The organism is Pseudomonas sp. GNP013, assembly GCF_054343995.1.
The window spans coordinates 1,574,225-1,595,475 of record NZ_JBTGUT010000001.1; the positions used below are offsets into that span (position 1 = coordinate 1,574,225).

A 21,251-nucleotide genomic window follows, 5' to 3' on the forward strand; every position below is an offset into this window, starting at 1 on the left:
GCACCGTTGTTTAGCGGTGTTGGAGAGCATCGAGCAGGGCTTCGATGTCTTCGAAGCCGGGCCGCGCCAGCACATCGGGCTGACAGCAGTTTTTGTGCAGTGCCAGCAGTTCGTCGCTCACCTGGCCGTCAACCCGCTCCAGCAATTCCCCCAGCAACACGCCGAACGCTCGCACTTCAATCCTCTGCAAGGCCCGGGTCTCCAGCGTGTCGGCCATGGCGTGGAACGACGCGGCACCAAAGTCCCCCAGCAGACACTCCCCGGCTTCATTCCACAGAATATTGTGGCCGTACAGATCGCCATGGGTGATGCCGTGCCGGTGCAGGTGCGCCGCCACCGAGGCGATACCGCGCGCCATGCGCAGTGCCACGTCGAGGCTGAACCGGGTGGCGGGCGCGTAGATGTCGCGGGTGCAGGACGCCAGGCTCGGCAGGGCAGCGAGGTTGCGGTAGCTCGGCTCGATCAGGTCCATCACCAGCGCAGCCTGTTCATCGGGGTGGCCGACCACGCGGCCGCGCACCTTGATCAGGTTGGGGTGCAGGCCGGCGGCGATGCAGGCCTGCATTTCGTGCAACGGTGAGCCGTCGCTGGTGATCGTGCCTTTGTAGAGTTTCACCGCCACCGGCAGCGCCTGGGGGGTCCACAGCGCCTGGCGGATGATCCCCGACGCACCTTCACCCAGCACCTCGCCCAGTGCCAGTTCGGTCCAGGCAATGTTCGGCGTCGCGTCCTCGCTTGCGAGGTCCGCTGCCATTTCCACCGGATTGCCGGCGTAGGCCAGCCAGGTCAGGCTGGGCAGCGTCAGCAGCCAGCGCGGCAGGTGGGTCAGGCGATTGGCGGCGATGCGGATCAATTCGAGGTTCTGACAGTTGGCCAGGCTCTCGGGCAATTGCGCCAGCCGGTTGCCGGCCAGCATCAGTTTTTGCAGCAGCGGTCGCTGGCCCAGCTCGTCGGGCAACTGGCTGATGCGGTTGTCGGTGAGGATCAGCCAGCGCAATTGCGGCGGCAACGCGGCCGCCGGTACATGGCTGATCTGGTTGGCCTTGAAGCCGATCATGCTCAACGTCGCGCAGTGGCCCAGGCTCGCCGGCAGCTCGGTAAAGGCGTTGTCCGAACAGAACAGCACGCGCAGGCGCGTCAGCCGGTGCAGGTCGTCGGGCAGGCTGCTCAGGGCGTTGCCCGTGAGGTTGAGGATTTCCAGGGTGTCGGCCAGTTCGAAGATTTCCCGGGGGAATTCGGTCAGCCCGCAGGACAGGTCCAGGCGCGTGGCACCGGCCAATTGGCCGGCCTTGAGTTGGGCGAGGGTATTCATGAACGGCGCGGTCACTCGGCAAGGGGGCGTAAAAAGGCGCTCATGATAGCGGCTCGGGCGCAGGTTGCGGGCACGCCTGTTGCAATTGCCCAAGACGGCTGGCGGTGCGCGCGAGGTCGATGGCCTGGCCGCTCATGGCCTGTGCCAGTGATTGTTCACCGATCAGCGTCAGCTGTTTGTCACGGTCGTAGAGCACGTCCACCAGATTGATAAAACGCTGTTGCACGGCAATCGGGCAGTCGGCGAGGTGGGGCAGGCCGTCGATGATCCAATGGTCATAGTCCTGGCACAGCAACAGGTAGTCCATCACGGCGGTGAGTTGTTCGCACAGATCGGCGAACGTGAAGGCGATGGTGCGCGCCTGATGGCCGCGACACGTCAACTGCCGGTTGCCCACCGTCAGGCTGTGCTCGGCGGCGTCCGGCCCGGGCAGGCCAAGCGCCTCGCGTTGCGCCGGCGTGCCCGGCCACACGTAGTGCCCGCTGGTAAAACGCTGTTGCGCGTGAGCCTGGGGCAGGCTGCGAAAATCCTCGGGTGAACTGACTTCCAGCACCTCCATGCGCGCGGCGATCAGGTCGATCACCGGCTTGAAGCGCTCATGGTACAGCGGGTTGGGCAGCAGGCCTTCGGGCGCATAGTTGGACGTCACCAGCACCAGCACGCCACGCTGGAACAGCGCTTTGAACAGCCGGCTGATCAGCATGGCATCGCCGATATCGTGCACATGGAACTCGTCGAAACACAGCACCCGGCAGCCGTCCAGTAATTCATCCAGGGTCACGGCAAGGGCGTCGTCCTGCGCGCGGTGCCGGAACATGCCCTGGTGCAGGCGGCTAAAAAACTCATGGAAGTGCACGCGCTGTTTCTCGGCCAACGGCAACGCCTGGAAAAAACCGTCGAGCAACCAGCTCTTGCCGCGCCCCACCGGACCGTGCAGATACAGGCTGCGGGTAGGCCGGCCGGCGAGCAGGTGCGTGGTCTCGCGGTGCATGGCGGCAATCGCCCGGGTCTGGCCGGCACTGAGGGTATAGCCCTGCTGCGCGGCTTTTGTCTGAAAGAACATCGCGATGGATACGTCGGTGCGGGTGTCGGGTTTTTTACCGAGCAGGCGACGAATCAGGGAACCGGCCAATACAAGTCACTCCAGGGTGCGGTGGTGGCCTACTTTAGGCGACCGCTGCAGTCTCGAAAAGCCATGATCCAGGCTAAATCCTGCCTCGACTGGCAGATTCCGCCCGAGTGGCTAACCTCATACACAGGTGTCACCCGCGCATAAGGATTTGGTGCTGTGAAGGGACGAGCGGTATTGGCAATCATGGGCGCAATGCTCTGCAACACGGTTTATGCGGCGCAACTTCAGGTTGTGGTGCGTATCGACGTGCAGCGCGGTTGCCAGTTGGTAGGCACCACGCGCAGTGCGGGTGTGGAGCAGCTTGGCGTGCTGGATTTTGGCAGCGGCCCGCGGTTGGACGACCCGGCCGGGCCGCTGAGTGCGGCGTTGATCAGCCAGCGCCAGCCGCGCCTTGAGTGCAACCCCGACACGCCGTATCAGATGCGCGTAGACGGCGGCCTGCACGGTGGCACTGGCGAAGTGCGTTATCTGGGCAATGCCACCTCTTCGAGCACACCCATTCCCTATCGTATTTATGCGGACGCCGCGCGGCTGATCCCGTTGCCGGTGAACGTGCCGGTCAGCGGCCGCGTGCCAGAAAGCGGCTCGGTCGACCTGCCGCTCTACGGCCGCATCGAACCGCTCAAGGACATTCCCGCCGTCGGCCGCTACACCGACCTGCTCAAGGTGACGGTCACGTGGTAGGCCGTCGTTTGACCCTGATGGCCATGGGCGGCCTGTGGTTGCTGGCGCCGGATGCCCGGGCGGCGGTGGCCAGCGGCTTTATCCAGGCGCGCATGGTGATCACCGCCAGTTGCGAGGTGAGCAAAGGCACGGACGTGGCCCCCGTCAGCCCGACCGGCGGCACCGCCATGCTGGATTTCGGCAGCCAGGGGCCCACCTGGAGCAACCCGTTGGCGGCCGGCATGTCGGCCGGCGATAACGCGCCGTTGATGGTCGCCTGCAACCCGACGGTCGCCAGTTTCACCGTGACCATCGACGGCGGCACCAATGCCGTCGGCACCACTCGGCGCCTGAGCAACGGGCGCCAGACAATCGCTTACCACCTGATGGCCGACCCGCTCGGGCGTATTCCGTACAGCATCGGCGAGCAACGCAGTTTCGTCGCCAGCAATGGCACGCAAATGACCATCCCGGTGTGGGGCGCCGTGGTGGCCAATACCACCGCCCTCCCGGCAGGAACCTACACCGACACATTGACCGTGACACTGGATTGGTAAACCCAAAGGATGACTCTCATGCACCCACTTGTATCGCGAATCGGCGTCTGCGCCCTGGGCCTGGCGATGGCCTCCAGCCTGAATGCGGCGACCACTGTCACCGGGCAGATCACCTCCAGCCTGACGTTGATCGCCAGCTGTCAGGTCAACGGCTCCGGTGCCGCAACCGGGCTGAATTTCGGTGCCTTGAACTTCGGCACCATCAACAGCCTGTTCACCAATGCCGACGCCCAACTGCTGGGCGGCACCGGTACCGGCGGGGCCTTGTCGATCCTGTGTTCGGCCGGCACCACGCCGGCGGTGAAGGTGCGCGCCGGCGCCCATGACGGCGCCTCGCCGGGCGGCACCCGCGCCCTGGCCGACGGCGCCGGCAACTTTGTGCCGTACGACTTCTACACCGACAGCGGGCACTCCGCGCTGCTGGCGATTGACGGTGTGGTGACCCTGGCCGCCAGCACCGGTGTAGCGCAAACCGTTGCGCTGTACGGTCGGGCCGTCGGCAAACCAGGGTTGCCGGCGGGCACCTACACGGACACGGTGGCCGTTGAACTGACGTTCTGACCATGTGGCGCACAGCGTTGCTGGCCTTCGGGCTGGCGCTGCCGTTGCCGTTGTCGGCGGTTACCAACCAGAGCTTCCAGGTGAGCGCGACCATTACGCCGGGCTGCCTGATCGTGGGCGGTGGGGTCAATTACGGTTCGCTGAACTACGGCAGCTATTCCGCCCTGGCCACCAGCACCGTGACAGCGGCCATGACCGGTGGCATCACTCTGCAATGCACGCCGGGGGTGGCACTGAGCGTGAGCGTCGACGGCGGGCTGCACAGCACCAGCGGGCGCAACCTCAAGCACAGCAGCGGCAGTGCGCAGGTGGGTTACCAGTTATTTCGGGATGCCGCATTCAGCCAGAGCCTGGGCGTGAGCCAGAGCGTCAGCGTGAGCTACAGCGATGCAAACAACATCCGTCTGCCGATCTACGGGCGGGTGGTACTGCCGGGCAATCAGCCGAATGGGACGTACAGCGACACGCTGCAGGTGCAGCTGTCTTGGTAGGGATTTGAGTATGAGGAGTGGTTTTATGCGTTCACCTTCCCGGCGCTTGTGCGCCGTGGGCATTGCCTTGCTTGCCGCGGGCCTGAGCGGGCTTGTGCAGGCCGCAAGCTCGGTGCTGATCTGGCCGATTGACCCGGTGCTGGAGGCCGATCAGCAGGCCAGCGCACTGTGGCTGGAAAACCGTGGCACCGAGACCGCCAACCTGCAGGTGCGCGTGTTTGCCTGGAGCCAGCAGAACTTCGACGAGCAGTACCAGAACCAGCGCGATGTGATCGGCAGCCCGCCCGTGGCAAGGATCGAGCCAGGCCAGAAGCAACTGGTGCGGCTGACCCGCACCAAGGAAGTACCGCCGGGGCAGGAGCAGGCCTACCGCATCATCATCGATGAAATCCCCTCCGCGCTGCAGGTGCCCGCGCCACCGGAAGGCAAGAACACCGCAGCGGCGATTCGCTTTCAGATGCGCTATTCGGTGCCGTTGTTTGCTTACGGCGCGGGCCTGTGGAGCAAGGAAGACGCGACCCGCCAGCGTGACCCCAAGGGCGCGGGCAAGCCGGAACTGAGCTGGCACAAGGTCAATGTGGCCGGGCGCAGCTACATCGAAGTGCGTAACCAGGGCGCCGTGCATGCGCGGCTCACTGACGCTTCCTTCAAGCAGAACGGGCAGACCCGGCCGCTGGTCGATGGTTTGCTCGGCTATGTGCTGCCCGGCGCGACCATGCGCTGGCCGGTGCCGGACGCCGTGTCGGCCGACCAGCCGTTACAGGTACGGATCAACGGTGCGCCGCAACTGGAGAGCCTGGCGCCCAAGCGGTAGGCGTGAAGCAGCGGGACGGGCGGTTGCCCGGGTGTTAACAGGAGGGAGATGTCCATTGAAGGACACAACGCCATGGTGAGCTGTGGTCAGACTCGCGGCATATGGCTGTCGATGGCCGTGGCTGGCGGGCTGTGGGGCGCAGCGGTGGCGGGCGAGCTGCCGCCGCCGCCGAGCAGCATGGAGGCGGTCGCCGATGCCCAATTGTTTCTGCAGTTGGTGGTCAACCAGATGGACACCGGACGTGTGATCGCGGTGGATCAGCGTGCCGGGCAGCTTTTCGTGCCCGCCGGTGCATTGCAGGAGGTGGGCATGACCCTGCCCGGTGACTTCGGGCCCAGCGTGGCTCTGGATACGGTGCCCGGCCTGCACAGCGACTACGACAGCACCGGCCAGCGCCTGCTGCTGGATGTGCCACCGTCCTGGCTGCAGGAGCAGTTCATCGGCAACCGCAGCACCTACCCGCGCACCCAGGCCATGAGCAGTTTCGGCGCGTTGCTCAACTACGATGTCTATTTCAACGATACCGATGAAGGCGGCAGCTACCTGGCCGCCTGGAACGAGGTGCGGCTGTTCGACAACTGGGGCACCTTGTCCACCACCGGGCAGTTTCGTCAGACCCTGGCCGGCGGCATCAGCGACAGCACACTCAATAACGGTTACCGGCGTTACGACACCGCCTGGCGCTTTTCCGATGATGAGCGCTTGCTCACCTACGAGGCGGGCGATCTGATCAGCGGCTCGCTGCCCTGGAGCAGTTCGGTGCGCCTGGGCGGGGTGCAGCTGTCGCGGGACTTTGCGGTGCGCCCGGACCTGGTCACCTATCCCTTGCCGCAGTTTGCCGGGGAGGCGGCAGTGCCGTCGTCAGTGGATCTGTTTATCAACGGCTACAAATCCGAAAGCGCGTTGCTGCAACCCGGGCCCTACACCCTCACCAACATTCCGTTCATCAATGGCGCCGGTGAAGCCGTGGTGGTCACCACCGATGCACTGGGCCGGCAGGTGTCGACCACGGTGCCGTTCTACGTCACCAGCACGCTGCTGCAACAGGGCCTGAGCGACTTCTCGGTCGCCGCCGGTACCTTGCGTCGCGATTATGCCCTGCGCGATTTCGGCTACGGGTCGGGCGTGGCCAGCGGCACCTTTCGCTATGGCTACTCCGACAATGTGACCCTGGAAAGCCATGCCGAAGCGTCCAGCAACCTTACCCTTGGCGGGCTTGGCGGCAATCTGCGCCTGGGCAACTTCGGCGTGCTCAATACCGCCATCAGTCAAAGCCGATTCGACGGCCGTAGCGGCCAGCAACTGAGCCTGGGTTACCAGTACAACAGCACGCGCTACAGCCTGTCGTACCAACGGGTCGAGCGCCGCGACGAGTATGCCGACCTGACCCTGGTCGACACGCCCTACGCCAGCCTCAGCAAGCGCAGCGAGCAGGTCACCCTGAGCCTCAATCTGCAGCGTTTCGGCAGCCTGGGCGTGGGCTATTTCGATGTGCAGGCGGCGGACGATTCGCGCACGCGGCTGCTCAACCTGAGCTGGAGCAAACCGCTGTGGCGCAACACCAGCTTTTACCTGTCGGCCAACCGCGAGATCGGCGACAGCAACTGGGCCATGCAGGCGCAACTGGTGATTCCGTTCGACCTCAATGGCAGCCTGGCGGTAAGCACCGAGCGCAGCAAGGACGGCGCCAGTCGCCAGCGCCTCAACTACAGCAGCGCAGTGCCCAGCGAAGGCGGGGTGGGCTACAACCTCGGGTATGCCCAGGGCGATGGCCCGACCTATCGCCAGGCTGACCTGACCTGGCGCTTGCAGTCGGTGCAGTTGCAGGCCGGCGTGTACGGCAGCAGCGATGCCGAAACGCGCTGGGCGGACGCCAGCGGCTCACTCGTCTGGATGGGTGGCAACGTGTTTGCCGCCAACCGCATCAACGACGCGTTTGTGGTGGTGAGCACCCAGGGGTTCGCCGGGATTCCGGTGCGTTACGAGAACCAGTTGGTCGGCCAGACCGATCGGCATGGCCACCTGCTGGTGCCATGGAGCAGTGCGTATTACCGCGCCAAATACGAGATCGATCCGCTGAACCTGCCGCCCAATATCCAGAGCCAGAATGTCGAGCAGCGGGTCTCGGTGCGTCGGGGCAGCGGCTACCTGCTGGAGTTTCCATTGCGACGGGTGCTTGCCGCGAGCATCACCCTGGTGGACCGCCAGCATCAGCAATTGCCGCTGGGCAGCCTGGTGGTGCATGAGCAGAGCAACACCCAGGCGGTGGTGGGCTGGGATGGCCTGGTCTACCTGGAAAACCTCAGCGCCCATAACACGCTGCAGGTCACCCTGGGCGAAGGCCAGAGCTGCCAGGCCACATTCGACATGGACGAGCAACAACAGGACGTGCCGCTGATCGGGCCGTTGGTGTGCCAATGAACGCGCCATTTTCTTTGTTGAAAAAGCTGTTGTGGCAAGCCCGCTCGCCACAGGGACAGGAACGGGGAGTATGCGGGTGAGGGGCAAGGGATGGCTGTTGGGTCTGGGGCTGCTGTGTTCGGGCCAGGCGATGGCGGCGTGTTCGGTGGCGGCCAGTGTGCCGGCCAGCTTCGGCTCGATCAGTTCGATGACGGTACGCACGGCTGCGCAGGCCAGTTCCACCACCAGCGCCGGGTTGACGTGCACCTCGGCGTTGATTTCGCTGCTGGTGCCGTCGGACCATTTTTACGCCACCATCACCTCGGCCAGCAACGGCATGGTCGGCCCGACCGGTGATGTGATCGGCTACACGATCTATGGCACCAATACCGCGAGCTTTCCGATTGCACGCAACACTCAGTTCGATTTTGGCGGCACGGGCGGCATTGCCCAGCTTATCGGGCTGATCGCAGGGCCTAGCGCGAAAACCGTGCCGCTGTACATGGGCACTATCACCGGCAGCAACGTCGCCGCCGGCCTGTACAGCGAGACACTGAACATCGCCTGGAACTGGAACTATTGCTCGGGGGTGGGCCTTGGCGGCATCTGCCTGGGGCGCGATATCGGTAACGGCACAGCCACCCTGACCGTCAGCATGACGGTGACCAACGACTGCCAGATCACCGCGCCGAATATCCTCTTTGGCAGTGCGCCGGTGGTCAGCGGTTTCACCGCAGTGACCGGACAGACCATCAACATCGCCTGCACCAAGGGCAGCGCCTATACCGTCGGGCTCAGCGACGGGCAGAACCCGGTGAGTGTCGGCGGGCGGCGGCGGATGGTTTCCGGCACCAACTACCTGGCCTACGATATTTTCAAAAGTGCCGGCACCACGCGCTGGGGCAGTGTCGGCGCGGCGCGGCGCGCCAGTTCGACGGCCGAAGTCAACCCGGGCAATGGGCTGGGCATCGGCAGCCAGGTGTACAACTACAACGCCAGGGTCTACACCGATCAGACCACGCCACCGGCCGGCGTCTATGTGGACAACGTGGTGCTCGACGTCGGCTTCTAGAACTTCAGCAGCGGCGTGCCGGGCTGGCCCACCGGGCTGACCATCGCATAGTTGTAGCCGTCACCGGACCAGTACTCGGCCTGCAGACCGTCGGCGCTGCGACTGCCACGGGGCAGGAAGCCGTTTCCCGGGCCCGGCGGGCGAATGTAAAAGCTGATGCGTCGGCCCTGCGGGTCTTCGTACAGCACCATGGCGGCCGCGCCTTGCTCGGTGGTGAGCAGGCGCCCGCTGACCGGCCTGAAACCCGCCTGGCTCAGGTCGGGCAAGCGATGGGCCTGGTTGAAGTAGCGGTCGAGCCAGGCTTGCATTGTGCCGCTGTCCTGGGTGTTGTAGTCGGCGGGCATGATGCCGTCCTGGGCAAACAGGCGGTAGGCCTGCATCGCATCGGTCATTGGCAGCGTCGGCGGATGGGTGGCTTCGCGGGCGTGCCAGCCGCCCAGCCCGCCGAGGCTGACGGCGATCATCAGCACGGCGGCTGTGGCCAGGTGCCGACGCGACCGATGCCGGATGCGCTGGCGAATCAGTGCCGGGTCCAACTGCGGGTTGGCGGGTGTTTGCAGGGCGCCGCTCAACGAGGCGCGCAGCAATTGCGCATCCTGTTGCCAGGCGTGCACCTGGGCCGCCACCTCCGGGTGGCCGGCCAGCCAGGTTTCCATCGTGCGGCGATCATTCTCCAGCAGTTGATGATCGACGTAGGCATGTAAATCGCGTTCGCTGGGAGGCAGGCTGATCATTTGAGTATCCGCAGGGAAGGGCTGGCAATTTCGCCATCGCTGAGTTGGCGCAGGGCCTGGCGGGCGCGAGACAGGCGTGACATCACGGTGCCAAGGGGCACCTCGAGTATGTCGGCGACTTCCTTGTAGCTCAGGCCTTCGACCGACACCCACAACAGCAGGGCGCGCTGCTCGGTGTTGAGTTTATCGAAGGCTTGCAGGGTGGACTGGGCCATCACCGTGCGCTCTACCGACGGCTGCGCGTCGTCGCGTCCGGTGAAGAATTCGAGCATGCGCGCGTAGCGTCGGCTGCGACGGTGGGCGTCGAGAAACTGGCGATAGAGAATCGAGAACAGCCAGGCGCGCAGGTCACCTTCGACGCGTTTGTCGGCCCAGCTGATGATCGCCCGCTCGAGTGTCGACTGCACCAGGTCGTCGGCGCTGCTGGCGTTACGGGTCAGGGACACGGCAAAACGCCGCAGCCTGGGGATGAGTTCACGTAACGGTTCGTCGAGTGCATGCATGGGCGTCTGGCTGTCCACTACGCTTGGACTTGAGAGACGTCCGGCGTTGAAGGTTATTCCCCCGCACTGAAAAAATAAATCCAGCGCCGGGGAATAGGGTGGATCGGCATTCGTCTCAATGCTCCGACCTTATGTTTCATCCCTAAGGCCATTGGCCCTGGAGTTCCTTCATGGTAGATCACTCATCACCGCCGCGTCCCGCGTTGAGCACGGCGAGCCTGATCGCACGACTCGCCGGTATCGGTGCTGTGGTTGCGGTTGTAGCCGGGGCGTTTGCCTACGTCAACGGCACACTCGACCCACAACGCCTGCGTCCCAAGACCCTGGTCAATGCGCTGGAAACCAACAACGGTGTGCATCCCGGTTTTCGACGCAACCATGCCAAAGGCGTGTGCGTGGCGGGATATTTCGAGAGCAGCGCCGAGGCCCGCGCGTACTCCCGTGCGCAGGTGTTCAGCGAGGCGAGGACGCCGGTGATCGGCCGGTTCGCCTTGCCCAGCGGCAACCCCTACGCGCCGGACAGCAGTGTGCCGATCCGCAGTTTTGCCGTGCAGTTCAGCCAGGCCAACGGCCAGCAATGGCGCACGGGCATGAACAGCATGCCGGTGTTCCCGGTGGGCACGCCCGAGGCGTTCTACCAGATGCTCAAGGCCGGTGCGCCCGACCCGGCCACCGGCAAGCCGAACCCGGCGAACATGCCGGCGTTTTTTGCCGCGCACCCTGAGACGGCTGCGTTTCTGGCGTGGGTCAAGACAGCGAAGCCTTCTGCCAGTTATGCCACCGAGTCCTATAACGGCATCAACGCGTTTTACCTGGTGAATGCCGAGGGCAAGCGCCAGGCCGTAAGGTGGGGCGTGGTGCCGCAGAGTCAGGATGCAGCGGGCGATGTCGCCCCGTCGGGCAGCGACTTTCTGGAAAAGGACCTGGTGCAGCGCCTGACGGCGGGGCCGCTAAGGTGGCAACTGAACATGACCCTGGCCAACCCCGGCGATCCGGTGGACGACGCAAGCAAGGCCTGGAGCGGTGAACACAAGGTGCTGAACGCCGGTACGCTGGTGCTGCAAGGCAGCCAGCCGCAGGCGGATGGCGATTGCCGTGACATCAACTTCGACCCGCTGATTTTGCCGAGTGGCATCGAAGCCTCCAGTGACCCATTGCTGGCCGCGCGTTCGGCGGCTTACGCCAGTTCGTATTTACGCCGCGCCGGTGAAGTCAGCCCGCTGCACAGCGCCCCGCAGGAGTCGAAACCATGAGTGCTCAACCGCGTTTTTTTGCGCCGCTGGCGCGCCTGCTGCATTGGGTGATGGCGCTGATGGTCATTGCCATGCTGTTTATCGGTGCGGGGCTTGCGGCATCGGTATCGGAACGGCATGAGTGGCTGCTGCACCTGCACAAGCCGCTGGGCATCGCGATTCTGGCGTTGGTGATTGTGCGGTTGGTGGTGCGCTTTTCCACGCGTCAACCGCCGCTGCCGGCTGATTTGCCGCTGTGGCAGGTGTTGGCGGCCAAGGCGTCTCATCTGCTGCTGTATGGGTTGATGCTGGTGTTGCCATTGCTTGGCTGGGCGATGATTTCAGCGGCCGGAGATCCGGTAATGCTCAGCAGTTCGGTGCAGTTGCCGGCCTTGGTGGCGGCGAATGCGCCGTTGTTTGCGCTGTTGCGCAGGGCCCATGGGTTTTTGGCGTATGTGCTGTTTTTTACCGTGCTGGCGCACCTGGCGGCGGCGCTGTTTCACGGGTGGATTCGGCGCGATGGGGTGTTGCAGAGCATGACTGGGCGCGATGCTGGAGCAGATTGAGCGCTAACTGCGTGAGGCTCCTAGCGCTGTCGCGCAGCAAACTGGAGCCTCTGTGGCGAGCGGGCTTGCCCCGCGTTGGGGTGCGCAGCGCCCCCAATCGAGCAAAACGCTGTGTATCTGATACGGCTCAGCGCCTGGCTTTGGGGCTGCTGCGCAGCTCAACGCAGGACAAGCCTGCTCGCCACAGGGGAGCGGCGGTGCGACGATTCGACTTGCCCGCGAAAGCGGTGGGTCAGTCAACATCAATGTTTGCTGGGCCGACGCCATCGGGAGCAAGCCCCCTCCCACATTTGTACAGCGTTCGGCAGACCATTTCGGTCGGCTCTCAGGCCGCCACGCTTTTGCTTTTGCTTTTGATCTGGAAGCGCCCCGTCAAACACGCTGGCCGAACGCAGGTTTTGGAGCGTGGGTAACCCGGCAGGACGCCGGGTTAGCCGCGCTGGGCCAAGGATGGCCCATCGCGGCGGCCCACGCTCCAAAGCCTGCGTTCGGGCACACCGAGCCTGGGCGAGGTGCCGAGTGTTGGGGCAAGAGCCCTTTTGGTTACTTTTGGGGCTCTTTTCCAAAAGTGACCCGCCGTAAGGGCGGAACCCTAAGTCGCCGTTACCGCACAAACCGATATGTACACCGAAAAGTCGCACCGCTCGTTGCTTCGAGCATCACGCTGGCTTAACTGAACGGCATTAGGGCAAGCCCCGCGTTGAGCTGCGCAGCAGCCCCAAAGCCAGGCGCTGAGCCGTATCAGGTACACCGCGTTTTGCTCGATGGGGGGCGCTGCGCACCCCAACGCGGGGCAAGCCCGCTCGCCACGGGCGTATGGCTGCCTGAAATTTCAGGTGCGCCATGTAAATGGATCAGCGCAGGCTCGTGGCGACATCCGCCACGGTACTCAACACATCCTTGCCCAGTTGCCTGGAGCGATCCCCTGACCAGCCGGTTTTGGGGTTGGGTGCATCGTCGTTGTCCTTGAACGGCATCTCCAGAGTCAGCGACAGGCAATCGTACTTCTGGCCCACGGCGTTGCAGGCCAGGGTCATGTTGGCTTCGCCCGGCAGGTCGCGGGTGTAGCCGTGAGTGGTCTGGAAGTCGCGGGTCAAGGCGCTGAGGTGGCTGCGAAAGTGTTTTTCCAGCGCTTCGATGCGCGGCGTATAGCCCGGGTTGCCTTCGCAGCCGGCGGTGAACACGTAGGGGATTTCTTCGTCGCCGTGGATATCGAGGAACAGGTCCACGCCGTACTTTTCCATCTGTTGCTGTACGAACAGCACTTCGGGGCTCATTTCCTGGCTGGCGCTCTGCCAGGCGCGGTTGAGGTCCTGGCCCATGGCGTTGGTGCGCAGGTGGCCGTGGAAAGCGCCATCGGGGTTCATGTTGGGCACCAGGTACAGGTCGGCGACCGCCAGCAGCTTTTTAAGCTCGGTATCGCCGTCGCGTTGCAGACGTTCGATAACGCCTTCCATGAACCATTGCGCCATGTGCTCGCCCGGGTGTTGCTGCGCGATGATCCACACTTTGAGTCGGCCTTCGCCGCCTTTGCCACGGCGCAGCAACTGGATATCGCGGCCTTCGACACTTTTACCGGTGGCCAGCAGTTGGGTACCGGCGTGTTTCAGGGCCTGGTCGATCAGCCAATCGTGGCGCTCACGGCTGTAGGGTTCAAAGTAGGCGAACCAGGCATGTTTCTCGCGGCTTTGAAGGCTGATGTGCAGCGTCTCGCCGTCAAAGCGCGTGGGCACGCGGAACCAGTTGACGTGATCGTACGACGCCACGGCGTTGTAGCCGCTCCAGGCATTTTTATACGAGGAATGGCTCGCGTTGCTCAGGCGGAAGGTGTGGGTGTGGCCCACGTGCATGCCTTCGGCCTTGAAGTGGAACCACTGGAAATGCTGGCTGCGGGTATCGGGTTTGATCGCCAGCAGCAACTGATAGGCATCGCTGGCATCCAGGACCTGGATGTTGCCGCTGTCGAAGTCGGTGCTGATCTTGATGGAGGTCAAGGCCACGGTCATGGTCTGGTTGCCTGAATATGAGTTGTGGCGGCTATATTACACAGAGGCTGGGCAAAATCTTGATGCAAAATTGTTGCAGGGGAGGGGGCATTCTTCCTGATCCGGCGGCGGCTTGAAAACGGTGAGATTGATTCTCAGGCGCTGTTTCTCAAAGATCCCGTCCAGAGCGGTTGGGCGACTTTCATTGGGCAATGGTCTTTTGCTACCATGCGCGCCATCAAGCAACACACAGTCTTCATTAGCCTGAAGCCACGCCAGGGAAACTGGCAAAAAAAAGACCCGGCCAAAGAGCCGGGTCAAAAACCGTGATTAGCCTGATGAGGAGATATTCCAAGAGTCCGACCTAAGGTCTCTTGGTCTATCGACTGATCTCGCGATCAGCTGAGTCCAATAATAATCATTATCATTTGCAAGTCAAATGTTTTTATCCACTGGATAGAAATATTTTTGCTTCGCGTCCTCACACGTTTGCCTCGGCCTGCGGCCGTAGCAACGATCGCTCTACCATCGCCTTCGCCATATCGATCAGATACACCACTGAAAACGCCAGGTCGCGCTGATTGCCCTGATGGCTGCTCGCAGATTCGTAAGCCGTAGCGGCTGCACTGCGCAGCAGGTCGGAGGCATGCACCAGGGCTTCTTCATGGCTGATGCCGGGTTTGATGTGAAAGAAGGTGTCGTCTGCCCTGGAGTCGGACATATTCGCTTTCAAGTAATAGTCCAATGCACGTTGGGCGGCGCCGCTGGTGTGCATGTCGAGTGCTTCGTCAGTGGAAGGTGTTTCGAGCGGTAGATACGGGGTGGTCGTCATCGTGGGCGATACTCTGATGGGGGCGGAATCCTTGAGATTGATAATAGTACGTATCGTATTTATGTCGTTTCGTGGATTACTACAAACTGTTTATTGCCCTGAAAAATACGCAACGTATTGTCACGCACCATGGATAAATGGATAGCGTTGGTCCGGGCCAACATGAAAGACCGCAAGGTCACCCAGGATGAACTGGCCGAACGCCTGGGCATGTCCCAGGGGGGTGTGGGCCATTGGCTCAACAAACGCCGGGTGCCCAGCCTTGCGGACATGAACCGGGTGCTGGCGGAACTGGGACTGGGCTATCTGGAGGTGGCGCTGGAGATTCGTGAGCGGGTCGACGCAGAGCGGCCACTGGAACACCACTACAACCCGTATTTCCGCTACCCGGTCAGCGACTGGAACGGGCTCTGTGAAGTGCGCGAAGAACGTGCGCCCTATGGCCCCGAGCGCTTTGAGCTGACGGACTATCACGCGGGCGGCGAAGCCTTCTGGCTCCCCGTAACCGGCGACGCCATGACCGCCCCTACAGGGCTCAGCGTCAGCGCAGGCATGCTGATCCTGGTCGACCCTTCCATCGATGCCGTTCCCGGCAAGCTGGTCGTTGCGCAATGGGACGACAGCCCCCGGGCCACCTTTCGCCAATTGCAGGAAGAAAGCGGCCAGCTGTACCTGGTGCCGCTCAATCCCACCTACCCGAAGCTGCTGTTCACCGACGATTGCCGCATCCTCGGTGTTGTCGTGCAAGCCACCGCGAGGTTCTAGTCGGCTATTTCCAGTTCCACCAGTGCACTGCCTTCAGCCACCATCTCGCCTTCCTGGCAAAACAGCGCCTTGACCACTCCGGCCACGGGCGCGCGAATGCTGTGTTCCATTTTCATTGCTTCGAGCACCACCAGTTGCGTGCCGGCTTCGACAGGCTGACCAACCTCCACCAGCACCCGCACGATGCTGCCGTTCATGGGCGCAGTGAGACCGCCCTGTTGCGACTGGCCCGCCTCCACCGCCGCAATCGGGTCAAACAGGCTGACCGCCTGCATCTCGCCGTCCCAGCGCAGGTATACGGCGCTTTCATGACGCACCGCCAGGTGCGCGCGGCGTATGCCCTGATCGTCGATCAGCAACTGCTCACCGTGCATCTTGTGCGCAGCGCCGGCAGCCAATGTCACCACCCGATCCTGCCCATTGCAGCTCAAGTGCAGCGAAACCTGCGCCGGCAGCCCCGCGCGAAAGCCCCGGGTATCCGCCCAAGGCCCTTCACCGCGCGGCAGACTCTGCATGAACGCCGAACCCGCCGCCTGCCAGAACCCGTCGCTCAACGCACCCTCCGTCGGCAGCAACTGCGCCTGATAACGCGGAATGAACCCGGTATCGAGCTCGGCCGCCGCAAACGCCGGATGGCCGATGATGCGTCGTAGAAAACCCAGATTGGTCTTGAGCCCACCCACAGCGAACTCGTCGAGCATGGCCAGCAGACGCAGGCGCGCCTGCTCGCGGTCCTCGCCCCAGGCAATCAGCTTGCCCAGCATCGGATCGTAGAACGGCGAGACCCTGTCACCTTGCTCCACGCCGCTGTCCACGCGACGTCCAGGCCCCGGGTCGCACTCGCGGTACAGCGCCAGGTGCCCGGTGGCAGGCAGAAAATCATGGGTCGGATCTTCGGCATACAGCCGCACCTCGATGGCGTGGCCATTCAACGGCACCTGCGCCTGAGTGATCGGCAGCGCTTCGCCCTGGGCCACGCGGATCTGCCAGGCTACCAGATCAAGGCCGGTAATCGCTTCGGTCACCGGATGCTCCACCTGCAGCCGGGTGTTCATCTCCATGAAGAAAAATTCGCCACGGGCATCCAGCAAAAACTCCACCGTGCCCGCGCCCACATAACCAATCGCCTGCGCCGCGCGCACTGCCGCTCCACCCATGGCCTTGCGCTGTTCAACACTCAGCCCCGGCGCCGGGGCTTCTTCCACCACCTTTTGATGACGCCGCTGGATCGAGCAATCGCGCTCATTGAGGTACAGGCAGTGGCCGTGCCCATCGGCGAACACCTGGATTTCCACATGCCGCGGCTTGAGCAGGTATTTCTCCACCAGCATCTGCCCGTTGCCGAACGAGGACACTGCCTCACGCTGGGCTGAAGCCAGGGCTTCGGCCAACTGGCTGATGTCTTCGACCACCTTCATGCCCTTGCCGCCGCCGCCGGCAGTCGCTTTCAGCAGCACGGGATAGCCGATGCGCGCGCAGGCGTCGCGAAAGGTGTCCAGGTCCTGGGCCTCGCCGTGATAACCCGGTACCAATGGCACCCCGGCGGCTTCCATCAACGTCTTGGCCGCCGACTTGCTGCCCATGGCATCGATGGCCGAGGCGGGCGGGCCGAGGAAGATCAGGCCTGCAGCCTCGATGGCGCGGGCAAACGCTGCGTTTTCCGAGAGAAAGCCATAGCCCGGATGAATCGCCTGGGCGCCACTGGCCTTGGCGGCGGCGATGATCTTGTCGATTTGCAGGTAACTTTCCGTAGCTTTGCTGCCGCCCAGGTCGACGCGAATGTCCGCCTCGCGACTGTGCCGCGCATCGCGGTCGATGGCGCTATGCACGGCTACCGTGGTCAGCCCCATCGCTTTGGCGGTGCGCATGATCCGGCAGGCAATTTCGCCACGGTTGGCGACCAGCAGGGTGGTAAGTGGTCTCATGGGCGTGGCTCCCGGGACTGCCAGACAGGCGTGCGTTTTTGCAGGAATGCACGCAAGCCTTCCTGGCCTTCGGCGCTGACGCGAATACGCGCGATGGCATTTTCGCAATAGCGCCGCAGGGCTGGCGTGAGGGCGCCGTGGCCCACTTCGCGCAGCAGGTCCTTGCTGGCGCGCATGGCCGCCGGGCTGTTCTGCAGCAGGTTGGTCACCCAGACGTCCACTTGCTGCTCCAGCATGTCGGCCGAATAACTCTCCGCCAGCAGGCCGATTTCCCGCGCACGCTGGCCGCCAAATCGCTCGGCCGTCAGAGCATAGCGGCGCGCCGCGCGCTCACCGATAGCCTGCACCACGAACGGGCTGATCACCGCCGGTGCCAGGCCGATGCGCACTTCCGACAGGCAGAACTGCGCATCATCGGCGCCGATTGCCATGTCGCAGCAACTGATCAAACCCAGCGCCCCCCCATAGGCGGCGCCTTGCACCACGGCCAGGGTGGGGATTTTCAGCTTGGCGAGGTTGTACATCAGCTCCGCCAGTTCGCGCGCGTCATCCAGGTTAGTGTGGTAGTCCAGCTCGGCCGACTGCTGCATCCAGGCCAGGTCAGCCCCTGCGCTGAAGTGCCGGCCGCGTCCGCGCACCACCAGAAAGCGCAGGGAAGGGTCGCCCTGCACGTGGTCCAGGGCGAGGATCAATTCGCGGATCATCTCGGCGTTGAACGCGTTGTTCTTGGCTTCACGACTGAGCCATAACGTGGCAAAGCCACGGCTATCGGTGATCAGTTCGAGGGTGTTGAAATCGTGCATGGGGACAAGCTCCATTTACATGCGGAACACGCCGAAGCGGCTCGGCTCGATGGGGGCGTTCAGTGCGGCGGACAGTGCCAGGGCGAGTACCTCGCGGGTCTGCACCGGGTCGATGACGCCGTCGTCCCACAGGCGGGCGCTGGAGTAATAGGGATGGCCCTGGGTTTCATACTGGTCGAGGATCGGCTGCTTGATCGCGGCTTCATCCTCGGCGCTGAAGGCAGTGCCGGCGCGTTCGGCCTGTTCGCGCTTGACCTGCACCAGCACGCCGGCCGCCTGCTCGGCACCCATCACGCCGATGCGCGCGTTGGGCCACATCCATAAAAAACGCGGGTCATAGGCGCGCCCGCACATGCCGTAGTTGCCGGCCCCGAAGCTGCCGCCGATGATCACGGTAAATTTCGGCACCCTGGCGCAGGCCACCGCCGTGACCAGCTTGGCGCCGTGCTTGGCGATGCCGCCGGCTTCATACTTCTGCCCGACCATGAAACCGGTGATGTTCTGCAGGAACAGCAGGGGAATCCCGCGCTGGCAGGCCAGCTCGATAAAGTGCGCGCCTTTCTGCGCGGCTTCGGCGAACAGGATGCCGTTGTTGGCGAGGATCGCAATCGGGTAGCCATGCAAGTGCGCAAAGCCGCAGACCAACGTGGTCCCGAACAGCGCCTTGAATTCATCGAATACCGACGCATCCACCAGCCGCGCGATCACCTCGCGCACATCGAATGGTTGCTTGGCCTCGGCCGGGATCACCCCGTAGAGCTCTTCTGCGCTGTACAGCGGCGCTACCGGCGGGCGTAGGCGCAACTCGCCCAGCTTGCGCCAGTTGAGGTTGGCCACGCTGCGGCGGGCCAGGGCCAGGGCGTGTTCGTCGCTGTCGGCGTAGTGGTCGGCCACGCCGGAGATTTTGCAGTGCACATCGGCGCCGCCCAGGTCCTCGGCACTGACCACTTCGCCGGTCGCCGCTTTGACTAACGGCGGGCCGGCCAGGAAGATCGTGGCCTGCTGGCGCACCATGATCGCCTCGTCGGCCATGGCCGGCACATAGGCACCGCCGGCGGTGCACGAGCCCATCACCACGGCGATCTGCGGGATGCCCTGGGCGCTCATGTTGGCCTGGTTGAAGAAGATCCGCCCGAAGTGTTCGCGGTCCGGGAACACCTCATCCTGGCGCGGCAGGTTGGCGCCGCCGGAGTCCACCAGGTAGATGCACGGCAGGCGGTTCTGCTCGGCGATGGTCTGCGCGCGCAGGTGTTTTTTTACCGTCAGCGGGTAGTAGGAGCCGCCTTTGACCGTGGCATCGTTGGCGACAATCATGCATTCCACACCCTCGACGCGGCCAATCCCGGCAATCACCCCGGCGGCCGGCACGTCTTCGCCATACACCTGATGGGCGGCCAGTTGGCTGAGTTCGAGGAACGGCGAGCCCGGATCGAGCAGACGATTGATGCGTTCGCGCGGCAGCAGTTTGCCGCGCGAGGTATGCCGCTCCTGGGCCTTGAGGCCGCCGCCTTGTTGCACCTGGGCGAGGAGGGCATGCAGGGCGTCGACCTGCTGACGCATCGCCGCGCTGTTGGCGGAAAATTCCGCCGAGCGTGGGTTGAGCTGGGTGTGCAAGGTGGCCATGGCGCGCTCCTTCAGCGGGTTTCGTTGAACAGTTCGCGACCGATCAACATGCGCCGAATCTCACTGGTGCCCGCGCCGATTTCATACAGCTTGGCATCACGCAGCAGGCGCCCGGCGGGGAATTCGTTGATGTAGCCATTGCCGCCGAGAATCTGGATCGCGTCGAGGGCCATCTGTGTGGCGCGCTCGGCGCTGTAGAGGATCACACCGGCGGCGTCCTTGCGCGTGGTCTCGCCGCGCTCGCAGGCCTGGGCCACGGCGTAGAGGTAGGCGCGGCTGGCGTTGAGCTGGGTGTACATGTCGGCGACCTTGCCCTGGATCAGCTGGAATTCGCCGATGCTCTGGCCGAACTGCTTGCGGTCGTGAATGTAGGGCACGATCAGGTCCATGCAGGCCTGCATGATCCCGGTGGGCCCGCCGGCCAGCACCACGCGCTCGTAGTCAAGCCCGCTCATCAGCACTTTCACGCCGCCGTTGAGCACACCGAGGATGTTGTCTGCGGGCACTTCGACGTCGTCGAAAAACAGCTCGCAGGTGTTGGAGCCGCGCATGCCCAGCTTGTCGAACTTGTTGCTGCGGCTGAAGCCTTTCCAGTCGCGCTCGACGATGAATGCGGTGATGCCGTGGGCGCCCCTTTCCAGGTCGGTCTTGGCATAGATCACGTAGGTGCTGGCATCGGGGCCGTTGGTGATCCAGGTTTTGCTGCCATTGAGCACGTAGCAGTCGCCGCGTTTGTCGGCGCGCAGTTTCATCGAGACCACGTCGGAGCCGGCGTTGGGCTCGCTCATGGCGAGGGCACCGATGTGCTCGCCGCTGATCAGTTTGGGCAGGTACTTGAGCTTCTGTTCATGATTGCCGTTGCGGTTGATCTGGTTGACGCACAGATTGGAGTGCGCACCGTAGGACAACGCCACGGAGGCCGAGCCGCGGCTGATCTCCTCCATGCTCACCACATGGGCCAGGTAACCCAGGCCGGCGCCGCCGTATTCTTCCGCCACAGTGATGCCGAGCAGGCCCATGTCACCGAACTTGCGCCACAGGTCGGCGGGGAACAGGTTGTCGATGTCGATCTGCGCGGCGCGTGGTGCGATTTCCTTGGCCACGAAGGACTGCACCTGGTCGCGCAGCATGTCGATGGTTTCGCCGAGGGCGAAGTTCAGGGACGGATAACTCATGGCAGGCACCTTACTGTGAGCTTTGTTGTTGTGTGGGTCGAGTGCCGGGGAGGGCTATGACCTTTACGTTAACGTAAGCTTGCGTTAAGGCGCTGTCAATCGTAGT

General features: G+C 63.6%; 20 protein-coding genes. 10 read left to right on the top strand and 10 right to left on the bottom strand.

Annotated features, from left to right (window positions below):
• Positions 1-10: 10 nt before the first annotated feature.
• Both ACXX81_RS07215 and zapE read right to left on the bottom strand, forming a co-directional pair.
• The gene (locus tag ACXX81_RS07215; protein WP_209982981.1) at positions 11-1,312 is read right to left on the bottom strand and encodes a leucine-rich repeat-containing protein kinase family protein; all 1,302 of its coding nucleotides are present in this window, start codon (positions 1,310-1,312) and stop codon (positions 11-13) included.
• 40 nt (positions 1,313-1,352) lie between these two features.
• Positions 1,353-2,444: a cell division protein ZapE gene (gene zapE, locus ACXX81_RS07220; RefSeq protein ID WP_209982979.1), complete on the bottom strand. Its 1,092-nt coding sequence runs from the start codon at positions 2,442-2,444 to the stop codon at positions 1,353-1,355.
• A 183-nt stretch (positions 2,445-2,627) separates the two neighbouring features.
• Between zapE and ACXX81_RS07225 the strand changes: the two genes are divergently transcribed.
• The 7 genes from ACXX81_RS07225 (at position 2,628) to ACXX81_RS07255 (ending at position 9,002) form a co-directional block, all read left to right on the top strand.
• On the top strand, positions 2,628-3,128 hold the full coding sequence (locus ACXX81_RS07225; protein WP_435532506.1) for a Csu type fimbrial protein: 501 nt from the start codon (positions 2,628-2,630) through the stop codon (positions 3,126-3,128).
• On the top strand, positions 3,122-3,664 hold the full coding sequence (locus ACXX81_RS07230) for a Csu type fimbrial protein (RefSeq protein ID WP_209982976.1): 543 nt from the start codon (positions 3,122-3,124) through the stop codon (positions 3,662-3,664). Before ACXX81_RS07225 ends, ACXX81_RS07230 begins: the two co-directional genes overlap by 7 nt.
• An 18-nt stretch (positions 3,665-3,682) precedes the next feature.
• Positions 3,683-4,225 carry a Csu type fimbrial protein gene (locus ACXX81_RS07235; RefSeq protein WP_209982974.1) on the top strand — a complete coding sequence of 181 codons (543 nt, stop codon included), beginning with the start codon at positions 3,683-3,685 and terminating at the stop codon, positions 4,223-4,225.
• A 2-nt stretch (positions 4,226-4,227) separates the two neighbouring features.
• The gene (locus ACXX81_RS07240; protein WP_057007578.1) at positions 4,228-4,716 is read left to right on the top strand and encodes a Csu type fimbrial protein; all 489 of its coding nucleotides are present in this window, start codon (positions 4,228-4,230) and stop codon (positions 4,714-4,716) included.
• A 25-nt stretch (positions 4,717-4,741) separates the two neighbouring features.
• On the top strand, positions 4,742-5,530 hold the full coding sequence (locus tag ACXX81_RS07245; RefSeq protein ID WP_209982972.1) for a fimbrial biogenesis chaperone: 789 nt from the start codon (positions 4,742-4,744) through the stop codon (positions 5,528-5,530).
• Positions 5,531-5,641: 111 nt separating this feature from the next.
• A complete protein-coding gene (locus ACXX81_RS07250) occupies positions 5,642-7,951 on the top strand; it encodes a fimbria/pilus outer membrane usher protein (protein WP_458572569.1) in 2,310 nt (769 codons plus the stop codon).
• Between the two features lie 70 nt (positions 7,952-8,021).
• On the top strand, positions 8,022-9,002 hold the full coding sequence (locus ACXX81_RS07255) for a Csu type fimbrial protein (protein ID WP_209982970.1): 981 nt from the start codon (positions 8,022-8,024) through the stop codon (positions 9,000-9,002).
• On the opposite strand, the gene ACXX81_RS07260 is transcribed toward ACXX81_RS07255, so the two are convergent.
• Both ACXX81_RS07260 and ACXX81_RS07265 read right to left on the bottom strand, forming a co-directional pair.
• Positions 8,999-9,736, bottom strand: a complete 738-nt coding sequence (locus ACXX81_RS07260) for an anti-sigma factor family protein (protein ID WP_209982968.1) — start codon at positions 9,734-9,736, stop codon at positions 8,999-9,001. The two genes, ACXX81_RS07255 and ACXX81_RS07260, sit on opposite strands and share 4 nt — an antisense overlap.
• Positions 9,733-10,239, bottom strand: coding sequence for a sigma-70 family RNA polymerase sigma factor (locus tag ACXX81_RS07265; RefSeq protein ID WP_057007574.1), 507 nt, complete (start codon positions 10,237-10,239; stop codon positions 9,733-9,735). The genes ACXX81_RS07260 and ACXX81_RS07265 overlap by 4 nt, the downstream gene beginning before the upstream one ends.
• A 170-nt stretch (positions 10,240-10,409) precedes the next feature.
• Between ACXX81_RS07265 and ACXX81_RS07270 the strand changes: the two genes are divergently transcribed.
• Together ACXX81_RS07270 and ACXX81_RS07275 are read left to right on the top strand one after the other, a co-directional pair.
• On the top strand, positions 10,410-11,492 hold the full coding sequence (locus ACXX81_RS07270; protein ID WP_209982966.1) for a catalase family peroxidase: 1,083 nt from the start codon (positions 10,410-10,412) through the stop codon (positions 11,490-11,492).
• On the top strand, positions 11,489-12,037 hold the full coding sequence (locus ACXX81_RS07275; protein WP_209982964.1) for a cytochrome b: 549 nt from the start codon (positions 11,489-11,491) through the stop codon (positions 12,035-12,037). Before ACXX81_RS07270 ends, ACXX81_RS07275 begins: the two co-directional genes overlap by 4 nt.
• 854 nt (positions 12,038-12,891) lie before the next feature.
• On the opposite strand, the gene ACXX81_RS07280 is transcribed toward ACXX81_RS07275, so the two are convergent.
• Both ACXX81_RS07280 and ACXX81_RS07285 read right to left on the bottom strand, forming a co-directional pair.
• A complete protein-coding gene (locus ACXX81_RS07280; RefSeq protein ID WP_209982963.1) occupies positions 12,892-14,043 on the bottom strand; it encodes a M14 family metallopeptidase in 1,152 nt (383 codons plus the stop codon).
• 460 nt (positions 14,044-14,503) lie between these two features.
• Positions 14,504-14,854, bottom strand: a complete 351-nt coding sequence (locus ACXX81_RS07285; protein WP_209982962.1) for a DUF6124 family protein — start codon at positions 14,852-14,854, stop codon at positions 14,504-14,506.
• Between the two features lie 129 nt (positions 14,855-14,983).
• On the opposite strand from ACXX81_RS07285, the gene ACXX81_RS07290 reads away from it, so the two are divergent.
• The gene (locus ACXX81_RS07290) at positions 14,984-15,619 is read left to right on the top strand and encodes a LexA family protein (protein ID WP_209982961.1); all 636 of its coding nucleotides are present in this window, start codon (positions 14,984-14,986) and stop codon (positions 15,617-15,619) included.
• On the opposite strand, the gene ACXX81_RS07295 is transcribed toward ACXX81_RS07290, so the two are convergent.
• The 4 genes from ACXX81_RS07295 to ACXX81_RS07310 are packed head-to-tail and all read right to left on the bottom strand — an operon-like array spanning position 15,616 to position 21,145.
• Positions 15,616-17,544: an acetyl/propionyl/methylcrotonyl-CoA carboxylase subunit alpha gene (locus ACXX81_RS07295; RefSeq protein ID WP_458571415.1), complete on the bottom strand. Its 1,929-nt coding sequence runs from the start codon at positions 17,542-17,544 to the stop codon at positions 15,616-15,618. The genes ACXX81_RS07290 and ACXX81_RS07295 overlap by 4 nt on opposite strands.
• The gene (locus ACXX81_RS07300) at positions 17,541-18,347 is read right to left on the bottom strand and encodes a gamma-carboxygeranoyl-CoA hydratase (protein WP_458571416.1); all 807 of its coding nucleotides are present in this window, start codon (positions 18,345-18,347) and stop codon (positions 17,541-17,543) included. The genes ACXX81_RS07295 and ACXX81_RS07300 overlap by 4 nt, the downstream gene beginning before the upstream one ends.
• Positions 18,348-18,362: 15 nt before the next feature.
• The gene (locus ACXX81_RS07305) at positions 18,363-19,970 is read right to left on the bottom strand and encodes a carboxyl transferase domain-containing protein (protein ID WP_209982956.1); all 1,608 of its coding nucleotides are present in this window, start codon (positions 19,968-19,970) and stop codon (positions 18,363-18,365) included.
• A gap of 11 nt (positions 19,971-19,981) precedes the next feature.
• Positions 19,982-21,145 carry an isovaleryl-CoA dehydrogenase gene (locus ACXX81_RS07310; protein WP_209982954.1) on the bottom strand — a complete coding sequence of 388 codons (1,164 nt, stop codon included), beginning with the start codon at positions 21,143-21,145 and terminating at the stop codon, positions 19,982-19,984.
• Between the last annotated feature and the right edge of the window lie 106 nt (positions 21,146-21,251).